The organism is Actinomadura decatromicini (assembly GCF_008121305.1).
Classification (GTDB): Bacteria; Actinomycetota; Actinomycetes; order Streptosporangiales; family Streptosporangiaceae; genus Spirillospora; species Spirillospora syzygii.
In genome coordinates, this window is the sequence record NZ_VSRQ01000008.1 from 125511 (window position 1) to 143279 (window position 17769).

The following is a 17769-nucleotide window of genomic DNA, read 5'->3' on the forward strand; positions in this document are numbered from 1 at the left end:
GCGGGGTGACCGGCAGGCCTCATCCTCACTGCTGCGAGACGAGGTAGACGATGGCGGCGATCAGGGCGCGGAGACTGGCCCGCGGTCGCGACAGGGTCGGGATAGGCGGCCGGGTCGATTTCGGCCGTCCAGCCACGCGACTCGGCGAACAGCAGGAATTCGGCGCGGCGGCGGCGTTCCCGTCTCGCCGCGATGATCCCGATGATCATGACTTTTCCACGGAGCAGCGCACGCGTGCGACCGGGACCCGTAGGGCCGACCGGGCGGCCGAGCACGGGCGAAACCGTGGCCGGTACGGGAGCCGGGCGAGAACGCCGTGCGAAACCGCAGGTGGAACGCTGCTCAGCGGGCGAGGTCGCGGGCGATGACGAGGCGTTGGATCTGGTTGGTGCCTTCGAAGATCTGCATCACTTTGGCCTCCCGCATGTAGCGCTCGACCGGGAAGTCGCGGGTGTAGCCGGCGCCGCCGAGGACCTGGACGGCGTCCGTCGTCACCTTCATCGCATTGTCGGTGGCGACCAGTTTGGCGATGGACGCCTCGCGGCCGTAGGGGCGGTCCGCGTCCTTGAGGCGGGCCGCCGAGAGGTAGGTGGCGCGGGCCGACTCGATCGCGGCCGCCATGTCGGCGAGCACGAACGCGAGGCCCTGGTGCTGGATGATCGGCTTGCCGAACGCCTCGCGCTCCTTGGCGTAGGCGACGGCCGTGTCGAGCGCGCCCTGGGCGAGGCCGGTGGCGACGGCGGCGATGCCGAGGCGGCCGGCGTCGAGGCCCGCGAGCGCGATGGGGAGGCCCTGGCCCTCGCGTCCGATCAGGTGGTCGGTCGGGACGCGGACGTCCACGAACCGGACCGTCGCCGTCGTCGAGCCCATCAGGCCCATCTTGTCCTCGGGACGGTCGAACTCCAGGCCGGGCGTCCCCGCCGGGACGTAGAAGCAGGAGATGCCGCGCGACCCGTCGTCGGACGTGCGCGCCATGACGGTGTAGAAGTCGGCCTCGCCGCCGTGGGTCGTCCACGCCTTGGCGCCGTTCAGGACGTAGGAGTCGCCGTCCCGGACGGCACGCGCCCGCATCGCGCCCGGGTCGGAGCCCGCGTGCGCCTCCGACAGGCAGTACGCGCCGAGCCGCTCGCCGGACAGCAGGTCGGGGAGCCAGCGGGCGCGCTGCTCGTCCGTCCCGTAGGAGAAGAGGGGGAAGCAGGACAGGGAGTGGACGCTCACGCCGACGCCGACGCTCGCCCACACCGCTCCGATCTCCTCCAGCGCCTGGAGGTAGACCTCGTACGGCTGGCCGCCGCCGCCGAACTCCTCCGGGTAGGGGAGCGTGAGCAGCCCGGCGCGGCCCAGCGTGGCGAACACGTCGCGCGGGAACGTCCCGGTGCGCTCGGCGTCGGCGACCCGCGGCGCGAGCTCCTTCGCCGCGATCTCGCGGGTGAGCGCGACGAGGTCGGCGGACTCGGGGGTGGGCAGCTGCCGGGTGACGGGCATGGGCGGGCTCCTTTCGGCACCCTCACAGTACCAAGACCGGTACCGGCGAACCCGTTTTGGTACCGTCCTGGGCATGACCTCGGTGGACGAGCGGGTGACCCGGGCCTCGCGGCGGCGCGACGACCTCATCGACCGGCTCATGGAGGTGTTCCTCGACCGCGGCTTCGCGAGCCTCAGCGTCGCGGAGCTGGCGGCCGTGCTGCGCTGCTCGAAGAGCACGCTGTACGCGGTCGCCGCCAGCCGCGAGCAGATCATCGTGGCGGTCGTGCGGGCGTTCTTCCGGCGCGCGACCGAGCGGGTGGAGGCCGTCGTGGACGCGAGCGCCGACCCGCGCGAGCGCGTCGGCGCGTACCTGCGCGCGATCTCCGCCGAGCTGGCCCCGGCCTCGCCCGCCTTCTTCGCCGACCTGGACGCGTTCGCGCCCGCCCGCGAGATCTACAAGCGGAACACGCGCTACGCGGTGCGGCGCGTGCGCGGGCTCGTCCGCGAGGCGTTCCCGGACGGCGCGGGCGCCGCCGCCGACGCGGCGTTCGTCGGCGCCGTCGCGGGCCAGGTCATGGAGGCCATCCACCGCGGCGAGATCGAGGCGGACACGGGTCTGGACGACTCCGCCGCCTACGCCGCGCTCGCCTCGCTGATCGTCGCGCGGATGACCGCCTCCGGACCGGCGGGGTCAGCGCCGTGACGACTGGAGCGCGTGCTCGACCAGCGTGACGAGGATGCCCTTCGCCATGTCCCGCTGCCGGACGTCGCACAGCACGACCGGCACGTCCAGGTCGATGTCGAGGGCCTCCCTGATGTCCTCCTCGCGGTAGCGGCGGGCGCCGTCGAAGACGTTCGCCGCGATGACGAACGGGATCTCCCGCTGCTCGAAGAAGTCGATGGAGGCGAAGCTCGTGCTGAGCCGCCGGGTGTCGACGAGGACGATCGCGCCGACCGCGCCGTAGGCAATCTGGTCCCACATGAACCAGAACCGCTCCTGGCCGGGCGTCCCGAACAGGTAGAGCCGGACGCCGCCGGAGAACGTCAGGCGGCCGAAGTCCATCGCGACGGTCGTGGTCCGCTTGGCCTCGACGCCGCCGAGGTCGTCCACGCCGACGGACTTGTCGGTGAGGTCCTCCTCGGTGCGCAGCGGGCGGATCTCGCTCACCGCGCCGACGAGGGTGGTCTTGCCGACGCCGAAGCCGCCGGCGACGAGAATCTTCAGCGTGTGCAGCGGGACGTCCTCGCCCCCGCGGGGCGCGAGCGCGGCGTCGCCCGGCAGAGAGACGTTAGAGCCGGCGAAGTTCATCGAGCACTCTCATCAGGATGCGTGGGTCGGGGCGGTCTGACTGCTCGGCCTGGGGGTTGGTCTCCTCCACCAGGCCGTACTGGTACAGGTCCTCCAGGAGGATCTGCACGACCCGGAACGGCAGGTCGATCTCCGAGGCGAGGTCGGCCGGGGTGGACGGCCGTCGGCACAGCTCCAGCAGCACGCGCTGCTCGCGGGACAGCCACACCTTCTCGCCCGGGGTTCGGCCCGTGGCGACGAGGAGCGTGACCAGGTCTATGACGATGCCCTGGGGGCGGGTCCGCCCCCGGGTCACCGCGTACGGCCGCACGACCGGGCCCGCGTCCCGGCCGACCCAGCGTTCTCGCGGAGTCTCCACGGCCGGCTCAGCCCGAGGCGCCCGAGCGCAACTGCGGGTCGGGCGGCTCCGCCGAGGCGCGCGGCGAGGCCGCGAGCGTCCGCCGCACCCGCTTGATCAGCATGGTGGTCTCGTAGGCGACGAGCCCGGCGTTGCCGCCCGCGTCGCTCAGCACCGCGAGGCAGCTCCCGTTGCCCGCGGGCATGACGAAGAACAGCAGGCCGTCGAGCTCGACGACGGTCTGCCGCACCTGGCGGGCCTGGAAGTGCTCGCGGGCGCCGTTGGCGAGGCTGTGGAACCCCGAGGACAGTGCCGCGAGGAACTCGGCGTCCTTGCGGGTGACACCGCCCGAGGCGCCCATGACCAGTCCGTCCCGGGAGAGCAGGACGGCCTGGTGGACCTCCCCGACCCGCTGAACCAGATCGTCGAGCAGCCAGTCGAGCTCGCCGGTGGCGTGGTGGGCCTGCTGGGTCATCGTTCACCCCATTCATCGAGTTGACCGGGATCGTCCGGTTCGTCATCGTCGCCCCTGCCGCGCAGCCATCCCGACTGCAGTGAGGACATCAGGTCGCGGCTGAGCTCGGGCACGGGCTCCTCGAAGTCGTCGTCGGTCGGGCCGCGGCCCGCGGGCCGCGTGGGCGCCGGGGGCTTCTGCCGGTCGGCGCGCCGGGACCCGGAGCCCTTGCGCAGTTGCGGGGCGAGGTTCTTCTGCCGGACGCGCCGCGGCAGCCGCCCGGTCACCTCGCTGGACTCGACCTCCGCCTCGATGATCTGCCCCGGGACCTCGGCGGCCGGGACGCGGCCGCCCTGCCCTCCGGGCGCGTCGCGCGGGCCCTCCGGCGTGAAGTACGGCGACGCGGGCGGGTCGTAGGGCGACGCGGGCGGGTCGTACGGGGACGTCGGCGGGTCGTACGGCGAGGCGGGCGCGTCGTAGGGCGGGACCGGCGGCTCGTACGGCGACGCCGGTGTGTCGTACGGGGACGTCGGCGGCTCGTAGGGCGAGCCGGACGCGGGCACGGCCATCGGCGGCTCGCCGGGCGGCAGGTCGCCCGGCAGGTCGTCCGGCGGCTCCGCCTGGGCCGGCGCGGCCCCGCCCGGAAGCGCCGGCCGGGACGGCCGGCCGAGCCGCTGCCGGCCGGTCGGCGCGGTGCCGCCGCCGGCGAACGCGGCCACCAGCGTGCGGGCGGTGCCGGGCGCCGGGCCGCCGCGGGAGAGGTCGTCGTCGATCGTGACGAGCGCGTGCGGGACGAGCACGATCGCGGTCGTGCCGCCGTACGCGGACGCCTGCAGCGAGACCTTGATGCGGTGCCGGGCGGCCAGCCGCGCGACGACGAACAGCCCGAGCCGCTCGGTGTCGACCAGGTCGAACTCGGCGGCGCTGGTGAGCCGGGTGTTGAGCTCCTCCAGCTCGTCGGGGTGCAGGCCGATGCCGCGGTCGACGATCTCGACCGCGAGCCCGTTGGCGACCGTCTCGACCTTGACGGTGACCTCGGTGGCGGGCGGCGAGAACACGGCCGCGTTCTCGATCAGCTCGGCGAGCAGGTGGATGACGTCGGCGACGACGTCGCCGCTGACCGCGACCGACGACGCGCCCGTCACCTCGACCCGCGTGTAGTCCTCGATCTCGGCGACGGCGGCGCGGACGACGTCCTCGGCGGCGACCGGGTGGTCCCAGGCGCGGACGGTCGGCGACCCGGCGAGGATGACGAGGCCCTCGGCGTGCCGGCGCATGCGGGTGGTGAGGTGGTCGAGGCGGAACAGGTCGTCCAGCTCGTCCGGGCCGGCCGCGCGCCGCTCCATCTGGTCGAGCAGCCGGAGCTGCCGGTGCAGCAGCGACTGGCTGCGCCACGACAGGTTGATGAACACGCGGTTGATGCTGGCGCGCAGCTCGGCCTCGCCGACGGCGGTGCCGACCGCGGTCCGCTGGACGGTCCCGAACGCCTCGCTGACGCTGACGATCTCCCGCGTCCGCCCGGTCGCGGGCGGTGGAGACTCCGCCTCCACGTCGACCGTCTCGCCGCGTCTCAGCTTCGCGACGACACGCGGGAGGCGCTCGTTCGCGAGCCGCTGCGCCGACTCCTGCAGCGCCCGCAGCTCGGCGGTGAGCCGCCGCGCGAACAGCAGCGACAGGGCGACCGAGACGATGAGGCTGACGAGGCCGATGACGCCGATCAGGTAGAAGCCGAGCATGATCCGGCGCCCGGCGGGCTTGACGTCGTCGTTGTTCACCACGGTCTGGGCCTGCGCGGCGGCGTCGAACCAGACGGGGGAGAGCGCCGAGATCGCGGACCGCCACTCCCTCGGGTCGGGCGCCAGACCGTTGTTCACGACGGAGTTCTCCAGCGTCGTATACGTGGTGAAGGCCGATGAGTTCGCCAGATCGTACATGATTTTCTCTATCGTGCCCTCGGCCTCCGTCCGGCCGAGCTCGAAGAACTGGCGGCGTCCCTCGGCGTACGACGCGAAGGCCGTGCGGTTCGTCGCGCTCATCGGCCCGCCCCGAAGGGTGGACAGCAGCGCGTCCTCGCGCAGCATGAGCTCGCGGGCCCAGTAGTTGTGCAGCAGCGCGTTCGTGTGCTGGTACGTCGTGACGTCGTCGACGCTCACGAGCGTGGTCAGCAGCCGGATCGTGTTGTCCGCGACCTTGCTGTAGCCGTTGATGGCGCCGATCGTCGTGGTGGCGCCGGCGGCCACCCGGGCCCGCAGCGTCACGAGCTCGTCGTAGGCGTCGCTGAGCCGGCGCACGCGGGTCGTGGTGGAGCCGTCCATCGCGTCCCGGGTCTTCGCCGACAGGGCCCGCTTGCGGAACGCGGCGACCGCCGCGTCCGTGTCCGCGACCTGCTCGTCGTAGCGCTGCTTGTCCGGCTTCCAGTTGTCGGTCAGGAGGCGGACGGCGGCGGTCCGCTCGTCCTGCAGGGCCTCCGTCACCGTGGTCGCGGGCACGCCGACCTCGTTGTACACGGTGGAGTAGTCGTAGCGCTGGAGCGCGTTCGACAGCGTGACCACGGCCGGGATGCCCCACTGCACGAGCAGCGCCGTGAGCGGCACCGCGAGGAGAAGCGCGATCCTGCGCCAGATCGGGTGGGTACGCGGCCGCCCGTGCGTCCCGCCGGTGGCCTCCGACTTCGTCACTGGAACTCCCGATGGATTAACCCGCCATTCACCGAAGCTCACGGAGCCTATAGACGCTGACGTGCCGAAAGCCATAGGCGCTACCGGTTTTGGACAGTTCACCGTCTGTCAGGGTGCTGGTCGCGATCGGCCGCTCACGCTCCGAATCCGAGAAGGCCGATGTTGGCCGCGATATGTACTGCGCATCGCTTGTTGTGCGAAATGTCGCATGCAAAGCTTCGGGCGCAAGATCATCCCCCACTATCGGAGACCGTGTCATGCGCAGAGCCGCGCTAGCAACGCTCCTGGGGCTGTCGCTCGCCGCCAGCACCCTGGCGGCGGCCCCGGCCCAGGCGGCGCCCAGCCGCCCCTCGTTGGCCAGCCTGGTCACGTTGAAGAACGTCCGCCATCACCAGCTCAACCTGCAGAAGATCGCGGACGCGAACGGCGGCAACCGCGCCGCCGGACTCCCCGGCAACGAGATCACCCTGAAGTACATCGCGGACCAGCTCAAGCGGGCCGGGTACACCCCGACCGTGCAGCGGTTCGAGTTCGACTACTGGCAGGAACGGTCCGCGCCCACGTTCGCCGAGACGGCCCCCCAGCAGAAGACGTTCCAGCCCGACAGCGACTTCCAGACGCTCCAGTACTCCGGGTCCGGGGACGTCACCGCCGCCGCCACCCCGGTCGATCCGTCCGCGACCGGCGCCGGCAGCGGATGCGAGGCCGCCGACTTCGCCGGCTTCCCGAAGGGCCACATCGCGCTGATCCAGCGCGGCGGCTGCTTCTTCTCCGTCAAGACCGACAACGCGATCGCCGCGGGCGCCGCCGCCGTCGTGATCTACCAGCTCCCCGACCAGCCGGGTCCGGTCGCGGGCACGCTGACCAAGCCGTACAACCTGCCGGTCGTCGGCCCGACGAACGCGGTCGGGAAGGCGCTCGTCCAGCAGGCCCAGAACGGCGGCGTGACGCTGCGGGTCAAGACCGACACGCTGAACCAGAAGCGGACGGCGGCGAACGTCCTCGCCGACACCAAGCGCGGACGCGCCGACAACGTCGTCGTCGTGGGCGCGCACAACGACAGCGTCGCCGAGGGGCCGGGCATCAACGACGACGGCTCCGGCACCGCCACGCTCCTGGAGATGGCCAAGCAGATCGACAAGCTCGGCCCCGCGCTGCGCAACAAGGTGCGGTTCGCCTTCTGGGGCGCCGAGGAGGAGGGCCTGCTCGGCTCCCAGCACTACGTCGACGTCCTCCCGCAGGCGGACCGCGACAAGATCGCGCTGATGCTCGACTTCGACATGCTCGCGTCGCCGAACTACGTCAACTTCGTCTACGACGGCGACAACAGCGAGGGCAAGAACAACGTCCCGGGCCCGGTCGGGTCCGGCGCGATCGAGAAGGCGTTCAACGACCACTTCGCGTCGCGCAAGCTGCCCACCGACCCGACCGCGTTCGACGGGCGCTCGGACTACAACGCCTTCATCAGCGCGGGCATCCCGGCGGGCGGGATCGCCACCGGCGCCGAGGGGATCAAGACCGCGGAGCAGGCCAAGCGGTACGGGGGCACGGCGGGCGTCGCCTACGACCCGTGCTACCACCAGGCGTGCGACCGGTACGACAACGTGAACCTCAAGGGCTTCGACCAGATGATCGACGCCACCGCGGCGGTCACCCAGTTGTTCGCCTACAGCACGCTGACCGTGAACGGCAACGAGCTGGCCAGGAAGAACGCGCCCGACCGGCCGGCGCCGTCCTACAAGCGGCCGCTGGAGCAGATCGGCAGCTACAAGACCCGCTGACGCGGGTCCGCCGAGGGACGCGCCCGCACGCGGGCGCGTCCCTCTCGCGCGTTCAGGGGGTGAGCGTCTCGGCGATCGCGCGCAGCGCGGGACGCGGGTCCCCGCCCTCCTCGGTCAGCACCTGGACGGCGACGGTGTCGGCGCCCGCGTCCAGGTGGGCGGACAGCCGCGCGGCGATCGCGGCCGCGTCGCCGTGCGCGACCAGCTCGTCCACGAGGCGGTCGCTGCCGCCGTCCGCCACGTCGGCGTCGGTGAGGCCGAACCGCTTGAAGTTGTTGACGTAGTTCCGCAGGCCCAGGTAGCGGGCGAGCCCGTCCCGGGCGACCGCGCGGGCGCGCTCGGGGTCGGTGTCGAGCACGACCTTCTGCTCGGGCGCGAGGACCGGGCCGTCGCCGAGGGTCTCCCTCGCCGCCCGGGTGTGGTCGGGCGTCGTCAGGTAGGGGTGCGCGCCCGCCGCCCGGTCCCTCGACAACTCCAGCGCCTTCGGACCGAGGGCGGCGAGGACGCGCCCGCCGACCGGGACGTTCGCCGCGTCCAGCGCGTCGAGGTACCGGACGACCGTCTCGTACGGGCTGTGGTACTCACGCGTCCGCTCGCGGTGGCCGATGCCGACGCCGAGCAGGAACCGGTGGCCGTAGGCGTCCGCGAGCCGGTGGTAGGACGGCGCGACCTCCTCGGCGGGCGTGCTCCACATGTTCACGATCCCGGTCGCGACCACGATGCGGTCGGTCGCCGCGAGCAGGCGCTCGACGGCGTCCAGGTCCCCGCTCGGGGAGCCGCCGACCCAGATGGCGCCGTAGCCGTAGTCCTCCACGTCCTTGGCCAGGGCGGGGTCGAGCAGGCTCCAGGGCCGCCAGATGCCGAGCCGGCCCAGTCTGATCTTCGTCATGTCTGCCCCCAACATCTCGTCCGGCCGTTTAATGCCCTGCTCCCGGCGTGTTTCCGGCGGGCTGGAACGTCGTTCCCGGATGCGAGGATGGGTCACATGACCGATCGGCCCCGCCTGCTGCTGCTCGACGGCCACTCGCTGGCCTACCGGGCGTTCTACGCGCTGCCCGTGGAGAACTTCAGCACCACGGCGGGCCAGCCCACCAACGTCGTGTACGGGTTCGCGAACATGCTGGCCAACGCGCTGCGCGACGAGCGTCCGACGCACGCGGCTGTCGCGTTCGACGTGTCCCGCCGGACGTTCCGCACCGAGGCGTTCCCCGAGTACAAGGCCGGGCGGGCGCGGTCGCCGGAGGAGTTCGGCAGCCAGCTCGACGTCCTCGACCGGTTCCTCGCCGCGATGAGCGTGCCGGTGCTGCGCGCGCCCGGTTACGAGGCCGACGACGTCATCGCGTCGCTGACGGTGCGGGCCGAGGCGGCGGGCATGAGCGTGCTGATCGTCACCGGTGACCGGGACGCGCTCCAGCTCGTCGGCGAGCACGTGACCGTCCTGTACTTCTACCGGACGGCGTCGGAGATGATCCGCTACACGCCCGAGGCGGTGCAGGAGAAGTACGGCCTGACCCCGGCCCAGTATCCGGACTTCGCCGCCCTGCGCGGCGACCCGTCCGACAACCTGCCGAGCATCCCCGGCATCGGGGAGAAGACGGCAGCGAAATGGGTCCGCGAGTTCGGCTCCCTCGACGCGCTGCTCGACCGCGCCGACGAGGTGAAGGGCAAGGCGGGCGAGAAGCTGCGCGCGGCGGCCGACACGGTGCGGCTGAACCGGCGGCTGACCGAGCTCGTCCGCGACCTCGACCTGCCCGTCGGCCTGGACGACCTGCGCCGCCGCCCCTACGACCTGGCCGCCTTCACCGCGCTGCTCGACGAGCTGGAGTTCCGCAACGCGAGCCTCCGGCAGCGGCTGTTCGCGGCCGACCCGGGCGGCGGCCGTCCACAAGCGGACACGGCGGAGCCGCGGGAGACGATCCACGGCACCGAGCTGGAGCCCGGCGAGCTGGCCGCCTGGCTGAGCGACCGCGCCACCGGCACGATCGGCCTCGCCGCCGACTGGACGTGGGCGCGCGGCGAGGGCGACGTCGCGCGCGTCGCGCTGGCCACGGGCGACGGGTACGCCGCGTCGTTCGAGCCGTCCCGGCTGTCCGAGGGCGACGAGCGCGCGTTCGCGGGCTGGCTGGCCGATCCCGGCCGTCCGAAGGCCGTGCACGACCTGAAGTCGCTGCTGCGCGTGTTCGGCGAGCGCGGCTGGCACGTCGGCGGCGTCGCCTCGGACACCGCGATGGCCGCCTATTTGCTGCTGCCGGGCCTCGCCGCCTACGGCCTCGCCGATCTCGCCGGCCGGCACCTCGGGCGGCGCCCGCCGGAAGACGGCGCGGCCGGGCTGATGGCGAGCGCGCGGGCCGTGCTCGACCTCGCGGGCGTGTTCGCCGCCGACCTCGCGTCCACCGGCATGGACGCGGTGCTCCGCGACGTCGAGCTGCCGCTGTCCGGCCTGCTGGCCCGGGCCGAGCGCGCGGGCGTGCACGTCGACGCGGGCATGCTCGACGAGCTGGAGAAGCACTTCGCGGACGCGATGGAGCGCGCCGCCGACGACGCCGCCGACATCGCGGGCCGCCGCTTCAACCCCGGCTCGACCAAGCAGCTCCAGGAGGTGCTGTTCGGCGAGCTGGGGCTGCCCAGGACCAAGAAGATCAAGTCCGGGTACTCGACGGACGTGGACGCGCTGACCTGGCTCGCCACCCAGACCGACAACGGCCTGCCGGAGGTCCTGCTCCGGCACCGCGACCAGGCGCGGCTGCGCGCCACCGTCGCCGGGCTGATTCGCGAGATCGGCGCGGACGGCCGCGTGCACAGCACGTTCCAGCAGACCGTCGCGGCGACCGGGCGGCTGTCGTCCACCGAGCCGAACCTGCAGGTCATCCCCGTCCGGACGGAGGAGGGGCGGCGCATCCGCCGCGCGTTCCTGCCCGGCGACGGCTACGCGGCGCTGCTGACCGCCGACTACGGGCAGCTCGAACTGCGCGTCATGGCCCACCTCTCGCAGGACCCGACCCTCGTCGCCGCGTTCGAGTCCGGGGAGGACCTGCACACCACGATGGCCGCGCAGGTGTTCGGCGTCGCGCCGGACGCCGTCACCCCCGACCAGCGCCGCAAGATCAAGGCGATGTCGTACGGGCTGGCCTACGGCCTGTCCGCCTTCGGCCTCGCGAAGCAGCTCGGCATCGCGGTGGCGGAGGCGCGCCCGCTGATGGACGCCTACTTCGCGCGGCTCGGCGGCGTCCGCGACTACCTCGACCACGTCGTCGCCGAGGCCCGCGTCACCGGCTACACCCGGACGATCCTCGGCCGCCGCCGCTACCTGCCCCACCTGACCAGCGACAACCGGCAGCGCCGCGAGACCGCCGAGCGGATGGCGCTGAACGCCCCGGTCCAGGGCTCGGCCGCCGACATCGTCAAGATCGCGATGCTGCGGGTGGACGAGGCCCTGACCGGGGCCGGGCTGCGCAGCAGGCTGCTCCTCCAGGTCCACGACGAGATCGTGCTGGAGGTCGCGCCCGGCGAGCGCGACGCGGTGGAGGAGATCGTCCACGCTCAGATGACGGCCGCCTATCCGCTGTCGGTCGGGCTTGAGGTCGCCGTGGGCGCCGGTCCCGACTGGAACGCCGCCGCCCACTGACCCCGCTACGGCTCGCGTGCCAGGCGGGTCAGCCGCTCGTGGTCGCGGGTGCCGGGCGCGGCCTGGTAGATGGTGACGCGGCGGCCCGGCTCGGAGAGGCGCAGCACCTCGTATCCCAGGGTCAGCTCGCCGACGACCGGGTGGCGGAACGTCTTGCGGGCGCTCCGCCGGTGCCGGACGTCGTAGCGGCCCCACAGCTCGGCGAACTCGGCGCTCCCCGCGGTCAGCTCGTCGACGAGGTCGGCGAGGCCGGGGGAGCGGGGGTCGTCGGCGAGGACGCCGCGCAGGTTCGCGACGCAGCCGAGGGCGGAGGCGTCCCAGTCGGCGAGCAGGGTCCGCGCCGCCGGGTGCAGGAACACGTACCGGACGGTGTTGCGCCGCTCCTCGGGCCACTCGTCCAGCCCGGCGTAGAGGGCGACGGCCTCGGGGTTGGCGGCGAGGATGTCGCCGATCGGGCCGAGCAGGTACGCCGGGCACGGGCGGAGGTTCTCCAGCAGCAGCCGAGTCCCGGACGGGACCGTCCGGTCGGCGGTGTGGCGCGCCTGCGACGTGCGCCGCGCGGCGTGGTTGGCGAGCGCGTACAGGTGCGCGTGCTCGTCGCCGCCGAGCCGCAGGGCGGTGGCGAGCGCGTCCAGCACCGAGGCGCTCGGGTTCAGCTCCTTGCCCTGTTCGAGCCGGATGTAGTAGTCGATGCTGACCCCGGACAGCGCGGCCAGCTCCTCGCGGCGCAGGCCGGGGGTGCGGCGCAGCCCGGTGCCCGCCGGGAGTCCCGCGTCGGACGGCCGCACGCGGGCGCGCCGGGCCCGCAGGAAGTCGCCCAGCGCGTTCGACGAGACCATCGGGCGATTATCCCAGCGCGTCCGGCGGCGTGGGTGACCGTGTCACTGCCAGGAACGCGGCGGTCTCACGCGGATCCGGTGGGCGGTGCAGCCTGGGTCCCATGGGACACCCTGGAGAGAGAACGTTCGACCGGACCTCCACCGCGGCGGAGGTGGCGGCCGGGCACGACCTGACGGGCCGGGAGGCGATCGTCACGGGCGGCGCGTCCGGGATCGGGCTGGAGACGGCGCGGGCACTGGCGGGGGCGGGCGCGCGGGTCGTCCTCGCCGGCCGGAACCCGGCGAGCGGCGAGGAGGCGGCGGCGCGGCTCCGCAAGGAGACGGGCAGCGACCTGGTCGTCTTCCGGCGGCTCGACCTCGGCTCGCTGGCGTCCGTCCGCGCGTGGACGGAGGCGCACGTCGCCACCGGCAGGCCGCTGGACATCCTGGTCGCCAACGCCGGGGTGATGGCCCCGCCGCTGACCCGCACCGAGGACGGGTTCGAGTCGCAGTTCGGGATCAACCACCTCGGGCACTTCGCGTTCACCACCGGGCTGCTCCCGGCGCTGCGCGCGGCGGGCGGGGCGCGGGTGGTCGTGCTGTCGTCGCGGGCGCACCGGCGCGGCGACGTCGACCTCGACGACCCGAACTACCGCCGCGCGCCGTACGACCCGTGGGAGGCGTACGGCCGGTCGAAGACCGCCAACGCGCTGTTCGCCGTCGCGCTGGACGCCCGGGAGTACGGCGCGGGCATCACCGTCAACGCGGTCATGCCGGGCGCGATCATGACCGGGCTGCAGCGCCACATCTCACCCGCCGACCTGCGCGCGATGGGCTGGGCGGCGGAGGACGGCACCCCCGCAGCCCCGGCCGGGTGGAAGACCCCGGAGCAGGGCGCGGCGACCTCGGTGTGGGCGGCGGTCGCGCCGGAACTGGACGGCGTCGGCGGCCAGTACCTCGAAGACTGCGCCGTCGCCACCTCCTGGACGCGGGGCGGCGACCCGCCCGCGGGCCACTACCTCCCGTACGCCCGCGACCCCGACCGCGCCGAGCGGCTCTGGACCCTCTCCGAGGAACTCGTATCTCCCTAGCCCCCTGGGTAGATCCTTGACCGGGGAGGCATATTCATGGAGATCGAGATGATCGTCGAGATCCCCCGGGGATCGCGGAACAAATACGAGATGGACCACCGGCTCGGCCGCATCCGGCTCGACCGGATGCTGTTCACCTCCACGCAGTACCCGGCCGACTACGGCTACGTCCCCGGCACCCTCGCCGAGGACGGCGACCCGCTGGACGCGTTGGTGCTGCTGGAGGAGCCGACGTTCCCCGGCTGCGAGGTGACCGTCCGCAGCGTCGGGGTGTTCTGGATGCACGACGAGGGCGGCCCGGACGCCAAGGTGCTGACCGTGCCGGCGCGGGACGTCCGCTACGACGACATCCGCGACCTGGGGGACGTCCACGAGCACGTCCTCGACGAGATCGCCCATTTCTTCGACATCTACAAGAGCCTGGAGCCCGGGAAGGACACCGACGTGCGCGGCTGGCAGGACCGGCGGGTCGCGGACCAGACGATCGAGGAGGCCGTCGAACGCGCCCGGACGGACGGCGGCGACCCGTCGCGGCCGTGACCTCCTCCGCCAATCCGCCGGTCGTGGTCGTCGGCGCGGGCCCGGTCGGCCTGGTCACCGCGCTGCTGCTGGCCCGGCACGGGGTGCCGAGCGTCGTGCTGGAGGCGGCGGAGCGGCGCGACCCGTCCGGGTCCAAGGCGATCTGCTTCCAGCGGGACGTCCTCGACGTGCTGGACCGGGTCGGCTGCGCCGAGCCGATGATCGCCCGCGGCGTGACGTGGACGACCGGCCGCACCTACCACCGCGGCGAGGAGCTGTTCGCGGTCACCTTCCCGGACCCGGGGCGCAGCGAGGTCCCGCCGTGGATCAACGTCTCGCAGGCCGAGGTGGAGGGGTGGCTGCGCGCCCTCGCCGACGCGGAGCCGCTGGTCGACGTCCGGTACGGGCGGACGGTCGGCGGCCTCCGCCAGGACGCGCGCGGCGTCGAGGTGGAGGCGTCCGGCGGCGCCGCTGTCCGGGGCAGCCACGTGGTCGGCGCGGACGGCGGGCACAGCGCGGTCCGGCGGCTGCTCGGCATCGGGTTCCCCGGCCGGACGTTCGACGACCGGTTCCTGATCTGCGACATCCGCGCCGACCTGCCGTTCCCGAGCGAGCGGCGGTTCTTCTTCGATCCGGAGTGGAACCCGGGGCGGCAGGTGCTCGTCCACCAGTGCCCGGACGGGACGTGGCGCATCGACTGGCAGGTCCCGGCCGACCACGACTTCGCGGCCGAGCGCGCGTCCGGGGCGCTGGACGCGCGGATCAGGCGGATCGCGGGGGACGTCCCGTACGAGATCGTGTGGGCGAGCGTGTACCGGTTCTCCGAGCGGTGCGCGGACGCGTTCGGGTCCGGGCGGGCGTTCCTCGCCGGGGACGCCGCCCACCTGTACGCGCCGTTCGGCGCCCGCGGGCTCAACTCCGGCGTGCAGGACGCGGAGAACCTCGCCTGGAAGCTCGCCTACGTGCGGCGCGGCTGGGCGCCGGAGGGGCTGCTCGCCTCCTACGACGCCGAGCGCCGGGCGGCGGCGGAGGAGAACCTGCGGGTGACGACGGCGACGATGGAGTTCCTCGTCCCGCAGACGTCCGCGCAGCGGGACCGCCGCCTGGCCGCGCTCGAACTCGCGCGGACGCACCCCGACCCCCGCACGATCATCGACTCGGGACGGCTCGCCGAGCCCTACTGGTACCTCGACTCGCCGCTGACCACGCCGTCCGGCCCGGTGGAGGGGTTCCCGCGCGAGGCGGGCGCGGTCCGCCCGCCGGTGCCGGGGGTGATCTGCCCGGACGGCCCGTGCGTCGTGTCCGGCGCGCCGACCCGGCTGCGCCGCCTGTTCGGGACGCGCTTCGTCGTCCTGACGGCGCGGCGGCACGCGGACCGGCCGGTGACCGACGTCCCGCACCGGATCCACGCGCTGGACGACATCGACGCCGAGGGCGTGCTGCGGGCCGCGCTGCGCGCCGGGGCGGACACCGTCCATGTCGTCCGTCCGGACGGGCACCTCGCCGCCGTGCTGCCGTCCTTCGACCCGGACGCGCTGGCCGCCGCGCTGCACCGCGCCTGCGGCCGCTCCTAACCGAGGATCGCGCGGGCCGCGTTGTGGCCGGGGATGCCGCTGACCCCGCCGCCGCGCCGCGCGCCCGCCCCGCACAGCAGCAGCCTCGGGTGCTCGGTCTCGACGCCCCAGCGTCCCTGTTCGGCGGGGTCCTCGGCGAACGGCCACGACAGGTCGCGATGGAAGATGTGCCCGCCGGGCAGGCCGAGTTCGGCCTCCAGGTCGACGGGCGTCTTGGCCTCCAGGCACGGGGCGCCGTCGGGGGCGCGCAGCAGGCAGTCCTCGATCGGCTCGGCGAGGACGGACCCGAACGACGCGAGCGTCGCGCGCAGCGCCTCCGCCCGCGCGCCCTCGGGGTCGGCGCGGAACAGCCGCGCGGGCATGTGCAGGCCGAACAGCGTCAGCGTGTGCGCCCCGGCCGCCCGCAGCTCCGGTCCGAGGATGGACGGGTCCGTCAGCGAGTGGCAGTACACCTCGGCGGGCGGCGTCGCGGGGATCCGCCCGGCGGCGGCCTCCCGGTAGGCGGCATCGAGTTGGGAGCGGGACTCGTTGATGTGGAACGTCCCGGCGAACGCCTCCTCCGGCCGGACGGACGGGTCGCGCAGCCTCGGCAGCCGCGCCAGCACCATGTTGACCTTGAGCTGCGAACCCTCGGCCCGCGTCTCGCCCGGCAGGTTGAGCAGGACGTGCCGCGCCGAGACGGCGTGCTCGGCGCCACTGCCGTCCCGGAAGGTGACCTCCCCGGACGGGTCGGCGTGCAGGACCTCCATGCCCGTCCGGAGCTCGGCCCCGGCGGCGCGGGCCGCGTCCGCGAGCGCGCCGGTGACCGCGCCCATCCCGCCGACCGGCACGTTCCAGTCGCCGGTCCCGTCGCCGACCACGTGGTAGAGGAGGCAGCGGTTCGCGAGCAGCGACGGATCGGACGGGTCGGCGAAGGTGCCGATCAGCGCGTCGGTGAGCACGGCGCCCCGGACGGCGTCGCCGCTGAACCGCTCGTCCACGACGTCGCCGATGGGGCGTTCGAACAGGTCGCGCCACGCCTCGGCGTCGTCCACCGTCCGGCGCAGCCCGGCGCGGTCGCGCAGCGGTTCCAGCAGGGTGGGCGCGACACGGCGGGCGACGTGCCCGGTCATGGCGTAGAAGCGGCGCCAGGCGTCCGCGTCGGCGGCGAGGGAGGCGTCCGTCCGCGCCGGGTCGGCGTCGTCCACCAGCAGGCCGCCGCCGTCGACCGGCGTGTACGAGGCGTACCGGCGGCGCCGCAGCTCGATCCGCAGCCCGAGGTCCCGGACGATCCGCGACGGCAGCAGGCTCACCAGGTACGAGTAGCGGGAGAGGCGCGCGTCCACACCGGGGAACACGCGGGCGGAGACGGCGAGGCCGCCGCAGTGGTCGAGGCGCTCCAGCAGCAGCACCCGCCGTCCGGCGCGGGCCAGGTAGGCGGCGGCGACCAGCCCGTTGTGCCCGCCGCCCGCGATGACAACGTCGTACATCGCCCTAGCGAATCACAGCATGACCGTTCCGAAGTGGCGCGGACGCCGGCGGCCGACGCAGGATCGAGGGGACCCCGACGACCTTGCGTGGAGGCGGACCCGTGGCGCACATCGACCTGGACGACGGACTTCCCGGCCTGCGGGCCCTGCTCGACTTCCGTCCGGAGACGGCGGGCCCGCTCGGCGCGCTGGCCGAGACCCTGCTGCGCGGCCCCGGCCCGCTGGAGCGCGGCGAGCGCGAGCTGATCGCGGCCTACGTGTCCGAGCTGAACGGCTGCCGGTTCTGCTCGTCGTCGCACTCGGCGTGCGCGGCCGCGCAGCTCCCCGGCGGGATGGCGCTGGTGCGGCACGTCCACGCCGACCCGGACGGCGCGCCGATCTCGGCGAAGCTGCGGACGCTGCTCGCCATCGCCGCCGCCGTCCAGCGGGGCGGGCGGGAGGTCGCGGCCGAGCACGTCGACGCCGCCCGGGCCGCCGGGGCGACGGACGTGGAGATCCACGACACCGTGCTGATCGCCGCCGCGTTCTGCATGTTCAACCGCTACGTGGACGGTCTCGCGACGTACGCGCCGTCCGACCCGGCCGCGTACGCGCGGATCGCCGAGCGGCTCGTGGCCGAGGGCTACGCGAACCTGCGCTGAGCGCAC

The 17769-nt window shown here is 73.7% G+C and carries 15 protein-coding genes; 7 read left to right on the plus strand and 8 right to left on the minus strand.

Annotated elements, in window-relative coordinates:
• Positions 1-342: 342 nt before the first annotated feature.
• Positions 343-1485 (minus strand): acyl-CoA dehydrogenase family protein, encoded by a 1143-nt coding sequence (locus FXF68_RS33415; protein WP_148766412.1) that lies wholly within the window; start codon positions 1483-1485, stop codon positions 343-345.
• Between the two features lie 73 nt (positions 1486-1558).
• Between FXF68_RS33415 and FXF68_RS33420 the strand changes: the two genes are divergently transcribed.
• Positions 1559-2170, plus strand: coding sequence for a TetR/AcrR family transcriptional regulator (locus tag FXF68_RS33420; protein ID WP_148766414.1), 612 nt, complete (start codon positions 1559-1561; stop codon positions 2168-2170).
• On the opposite strand, the gene FXF68_RS33425 is transcribed toward FXF68_RS33420, so the two are convergent.
• From FXF68_RS33425 to FXF68_RS33440, 4 genes are read right to left on the minus strand one after another with little or no spacing between them, the layout of a single operon-like run.
• Positions 2159-2776 carry a GTP-binding protein gene (locus tag FXF68_RS33425; RefSeq protein WP_148766416.1) on the minus strand — a complete coding sequence of 206 codons (618 nt, stop codon included), beginning with the start codon at positions 2774-2776 and terminating at the stop codon, positions 2159-2161. The genes FXF68_RS33420 and FXF68_RS33425 overlap by 12 nt on opposite strands.
• Positions 2757-3134, minus strand: a complete 378-nt coding sequence (locus tag FXF68_RS33430) for a DUF742 domain-containing protein (RefSeq protein ID WP_067888168.1) — start codon at positions 3132-3134, stop codon at positions 2757-2759. Before FXF68_RS33430 ends, FXF68_RS33425 begins: the two co-directional genes overlap by 20 nt.
• A gap of 7 nt (positions 3135-3141) precedes the next feature.
• Complete coding sequence (locus tag FXF68_RS33435; protein ID WP_148766417.1) at positions 3142-3588, minus strand: roadblock/LC7 domain-containing protein; 447 nt, start codon at positions 3586-3588, stop codon at positions 3142-3144.
• On the minus strand, positions 3585-6245 hold the full coding sequence (locus tag FXF68_RS33440) for a sensor histidine kinase (protein WP_187438225.1): 2661 nt from the start codon (positions 6243-6245) through the stop codon (positions 3585-3587). Before FXF68_RS33440 ends, FXF68_RS33435 begins: the two co-directional genes overlap by 4 nt.
• A gap of 257 nt (positions 6246-6502) precedes the next feature.
• Here FXF68_RS33440 and FXF68_RS33445 point away from each other — a divergent pair, with 257 nt between their 5' ends.
• On the plus strand, positions 6503-8026 hold the full coding sequence (locus FXF68_RS33445; RefSeq protein ID WP_148766421.1) for a M20/M25/M40 family metallo-hydrolase: 1524 nt from the start codon (positions 6503-6505) through the stop codon (positions 8024-8026).
• A 52-nt stretch (positions 8027-8078) separates the two neighbouring features.
• On the opposite strand, the gene FXF68_RS33450 is transcribed toward FXF68_RS33445, so the two are convergent.
• Complete coding sequence (locus FXF68_RS33450) at positions 8079-8915, minus strand: LLM class F420-dependent oxidoreductase (protein WP_148766423.1); 837 nt, start codon at positions 8913-8915, stop codon at positions 8079-8081.
• 96 nt (positions 8916-9011) lie between these two features.
• Here FXF68_RS33450 and polA point away from each other — a divergent pair, with 96 nt between their 5' ends.
• Positions 9012-11651, plus strand: coding sequence for a DNA polymerase I (gene polA / locus FXF68_RS33455; RefSeq protein ID WP_222870197.1), 2640 nt, complete (start codon positions 9012-9014; stop codon positions 11649-11651).
• A 5-nt stretch (positions 11652-11656) separates the two neighbouring features.
• Here the strand turns inward: polA and FXF68_RS33460 are convergent, their stop codons facing one another.
• The gene (locus FXF68_RS33460) at positions 11657-12490 is read right to left on the minus strand and encodes a helix-turn-helix domain-containing protein (RefSeq protein ID WP_148766428.1); all 834 of its coding nucleotides are present in this window, start codon (positions 12488-12490) and stop codon (positions 11657-11659) included.
• 101 nt (positions 12491-12591) lie between these two features.
• On the opposite strand from FXF68_RS33460, the gene FXF68_RS33465 reads away from it, so the two are divergent.
• The 3 genes from FXF68_RS33465 to FXF68_RS33475 are packed head-to-tail and all read left to right on the plus strand — an operon-like array spanning position 12592 to position 15653.
• Positions 12592-13560 (plus strand): SDR family NAD(P)-dependent oxidoreductase, encoded by a 969-nt coding sequence (locus FXF68_RS33465; RefSeq protein WP_148766430.1) that lies wholly within the window; start codon positions 12592-12594, stop codon positions 13558-13560.
• A gap of 36 nt (positions 13561-13596) precedes the next feature.
• Positions 13597-14100, plus strand: a complete 504-nt coding sequence (locus FXF68_RS33470; protein WP_148766432.1) for an inorganic diphosphatase — start codon at positions 13597-13599, stop codon at positions 14098-14100.
• Positions 14097-15653, plus strand: a complete 1557-nt coding sequence (locus FXF68_RS33475) for an FAD-dependent monooxygenase (RefSeq protein ID WP_148766434.1) — start codon at positions 14097-14099, stop codon at positions 15651-15653. Before FXF68_RS33470 ends, FXF68_RS33475 begins: the two co-directional genes overlap by 4 nt.
• On the opposite strand, the gene FXF68_RS33480 is transcribed toward FXF68_RS33475, so the two are convergent.
• Complete coding sequence (locus FXF68_RS33480; RefSeq protein ID WP_148766436.1) at positions 15650-17122, minus strand: phytoene desaturase family protein; 1473 nt, start codon at positions 17120-17122, stop codon at positions 15650-15652. The genes FXF68_RS33475 and FXF68_RS33480 overlap by 4 nt on opposite strands.
• Positions 17123-17223: 101 nt before the next feature.
• Here FXF68_RS33480 and FXF68_RS33485 point away from each other — a divergent pair, with 101 nt between their 5' ends.
• Positions 17224-17763, plus strand: a complete 540-nt coding sequence (locus FXF68_RS33485; RefSeq protein ID WP_148766438.1) for a carboxymuconolactone decarboxylase family protein — start codon at positions 17224-17226, stop codon at positions 17761-17763.
• Positions 17764-17769 lie beyond the last annotated feature (6 nt).

Coding starts and splice junctions, on each gene's coding strand:
- FXF68_RS33415 (WP_148766412.1), bottom strand. CDS start 1,485: ATGCCCGTCACCCGGCAGCTGCCCACCCCCGAGTCCGCCGACCTCGTC.
- FXF68_RS33420 (WP_148766414.1), top strand. CDS start 1,559: ATGACCTCGGTGGACGAGCGGGTGACCCGGGCCTCGCGGCGGCGCGAC.
- FXF68_RS33425 (WP_148766416.1), bottom strand. CDS start 2,776: ATGAACTTCGCCGGCTCTAACGTCTCTCTGCCGGGCGACGCCGCGCTC.
- FXF68_RS33435 (WP_148766417.1), bottom strand. CDS start 3,588: ATGACCCAGCAGGCCCACCACGCCACCGGCGAGCTCGACTGGCTGCTC.
- FXF68_RS33445 (WP_148766421.1), top strand. CDS start 6,503: ATGCGCAGAGCCGCGCTAGCAACGCTCCTGGGGCTGTCGCTCGCCGCC.
- FXF68_RS33450 (WP_148766423.1), bottom strand. CDS start 8,915: ATGACGAAGATCAGACTGGGCCGGCTCGGCATCTGGCGGCCCTGGAGC.
- polA (WP_222870197.1), top strand. CDS start 9,012: ATGACCGATCGGCCCCGCCTGCTGCTGCTCGACGGCCACTCGCTGGCC.
- FXF68_RS33460 (WP_148766428.1), bottom strand. CDS start 12,490: ATGGTCTCGTCGAACGCGCTGGGCGACTTCCTGCGGGCCCGGCGCGCC.
- FXF68_RS33465 (WP_148766430.1), top strand. CDS start 12,592: ATGGGACACCCTGGAGAGAGAACGTTCGACCGGACCTCCACCGCGGCG.
- FXF68_RS33470 (WP_148766432.1), top strand. CDS start 13,597: ATGGAGATCGAGATGATCGTCGAGATCCCCCGGGGATCGCGGAACAAA.
- FXF68_RS33480 (WP_148766436.1), bottom strand. CDS start 17,122: ATGTACGACGTTGTCATCGCGGGCGGCGGGCACAACGGGCTGGTCGCC.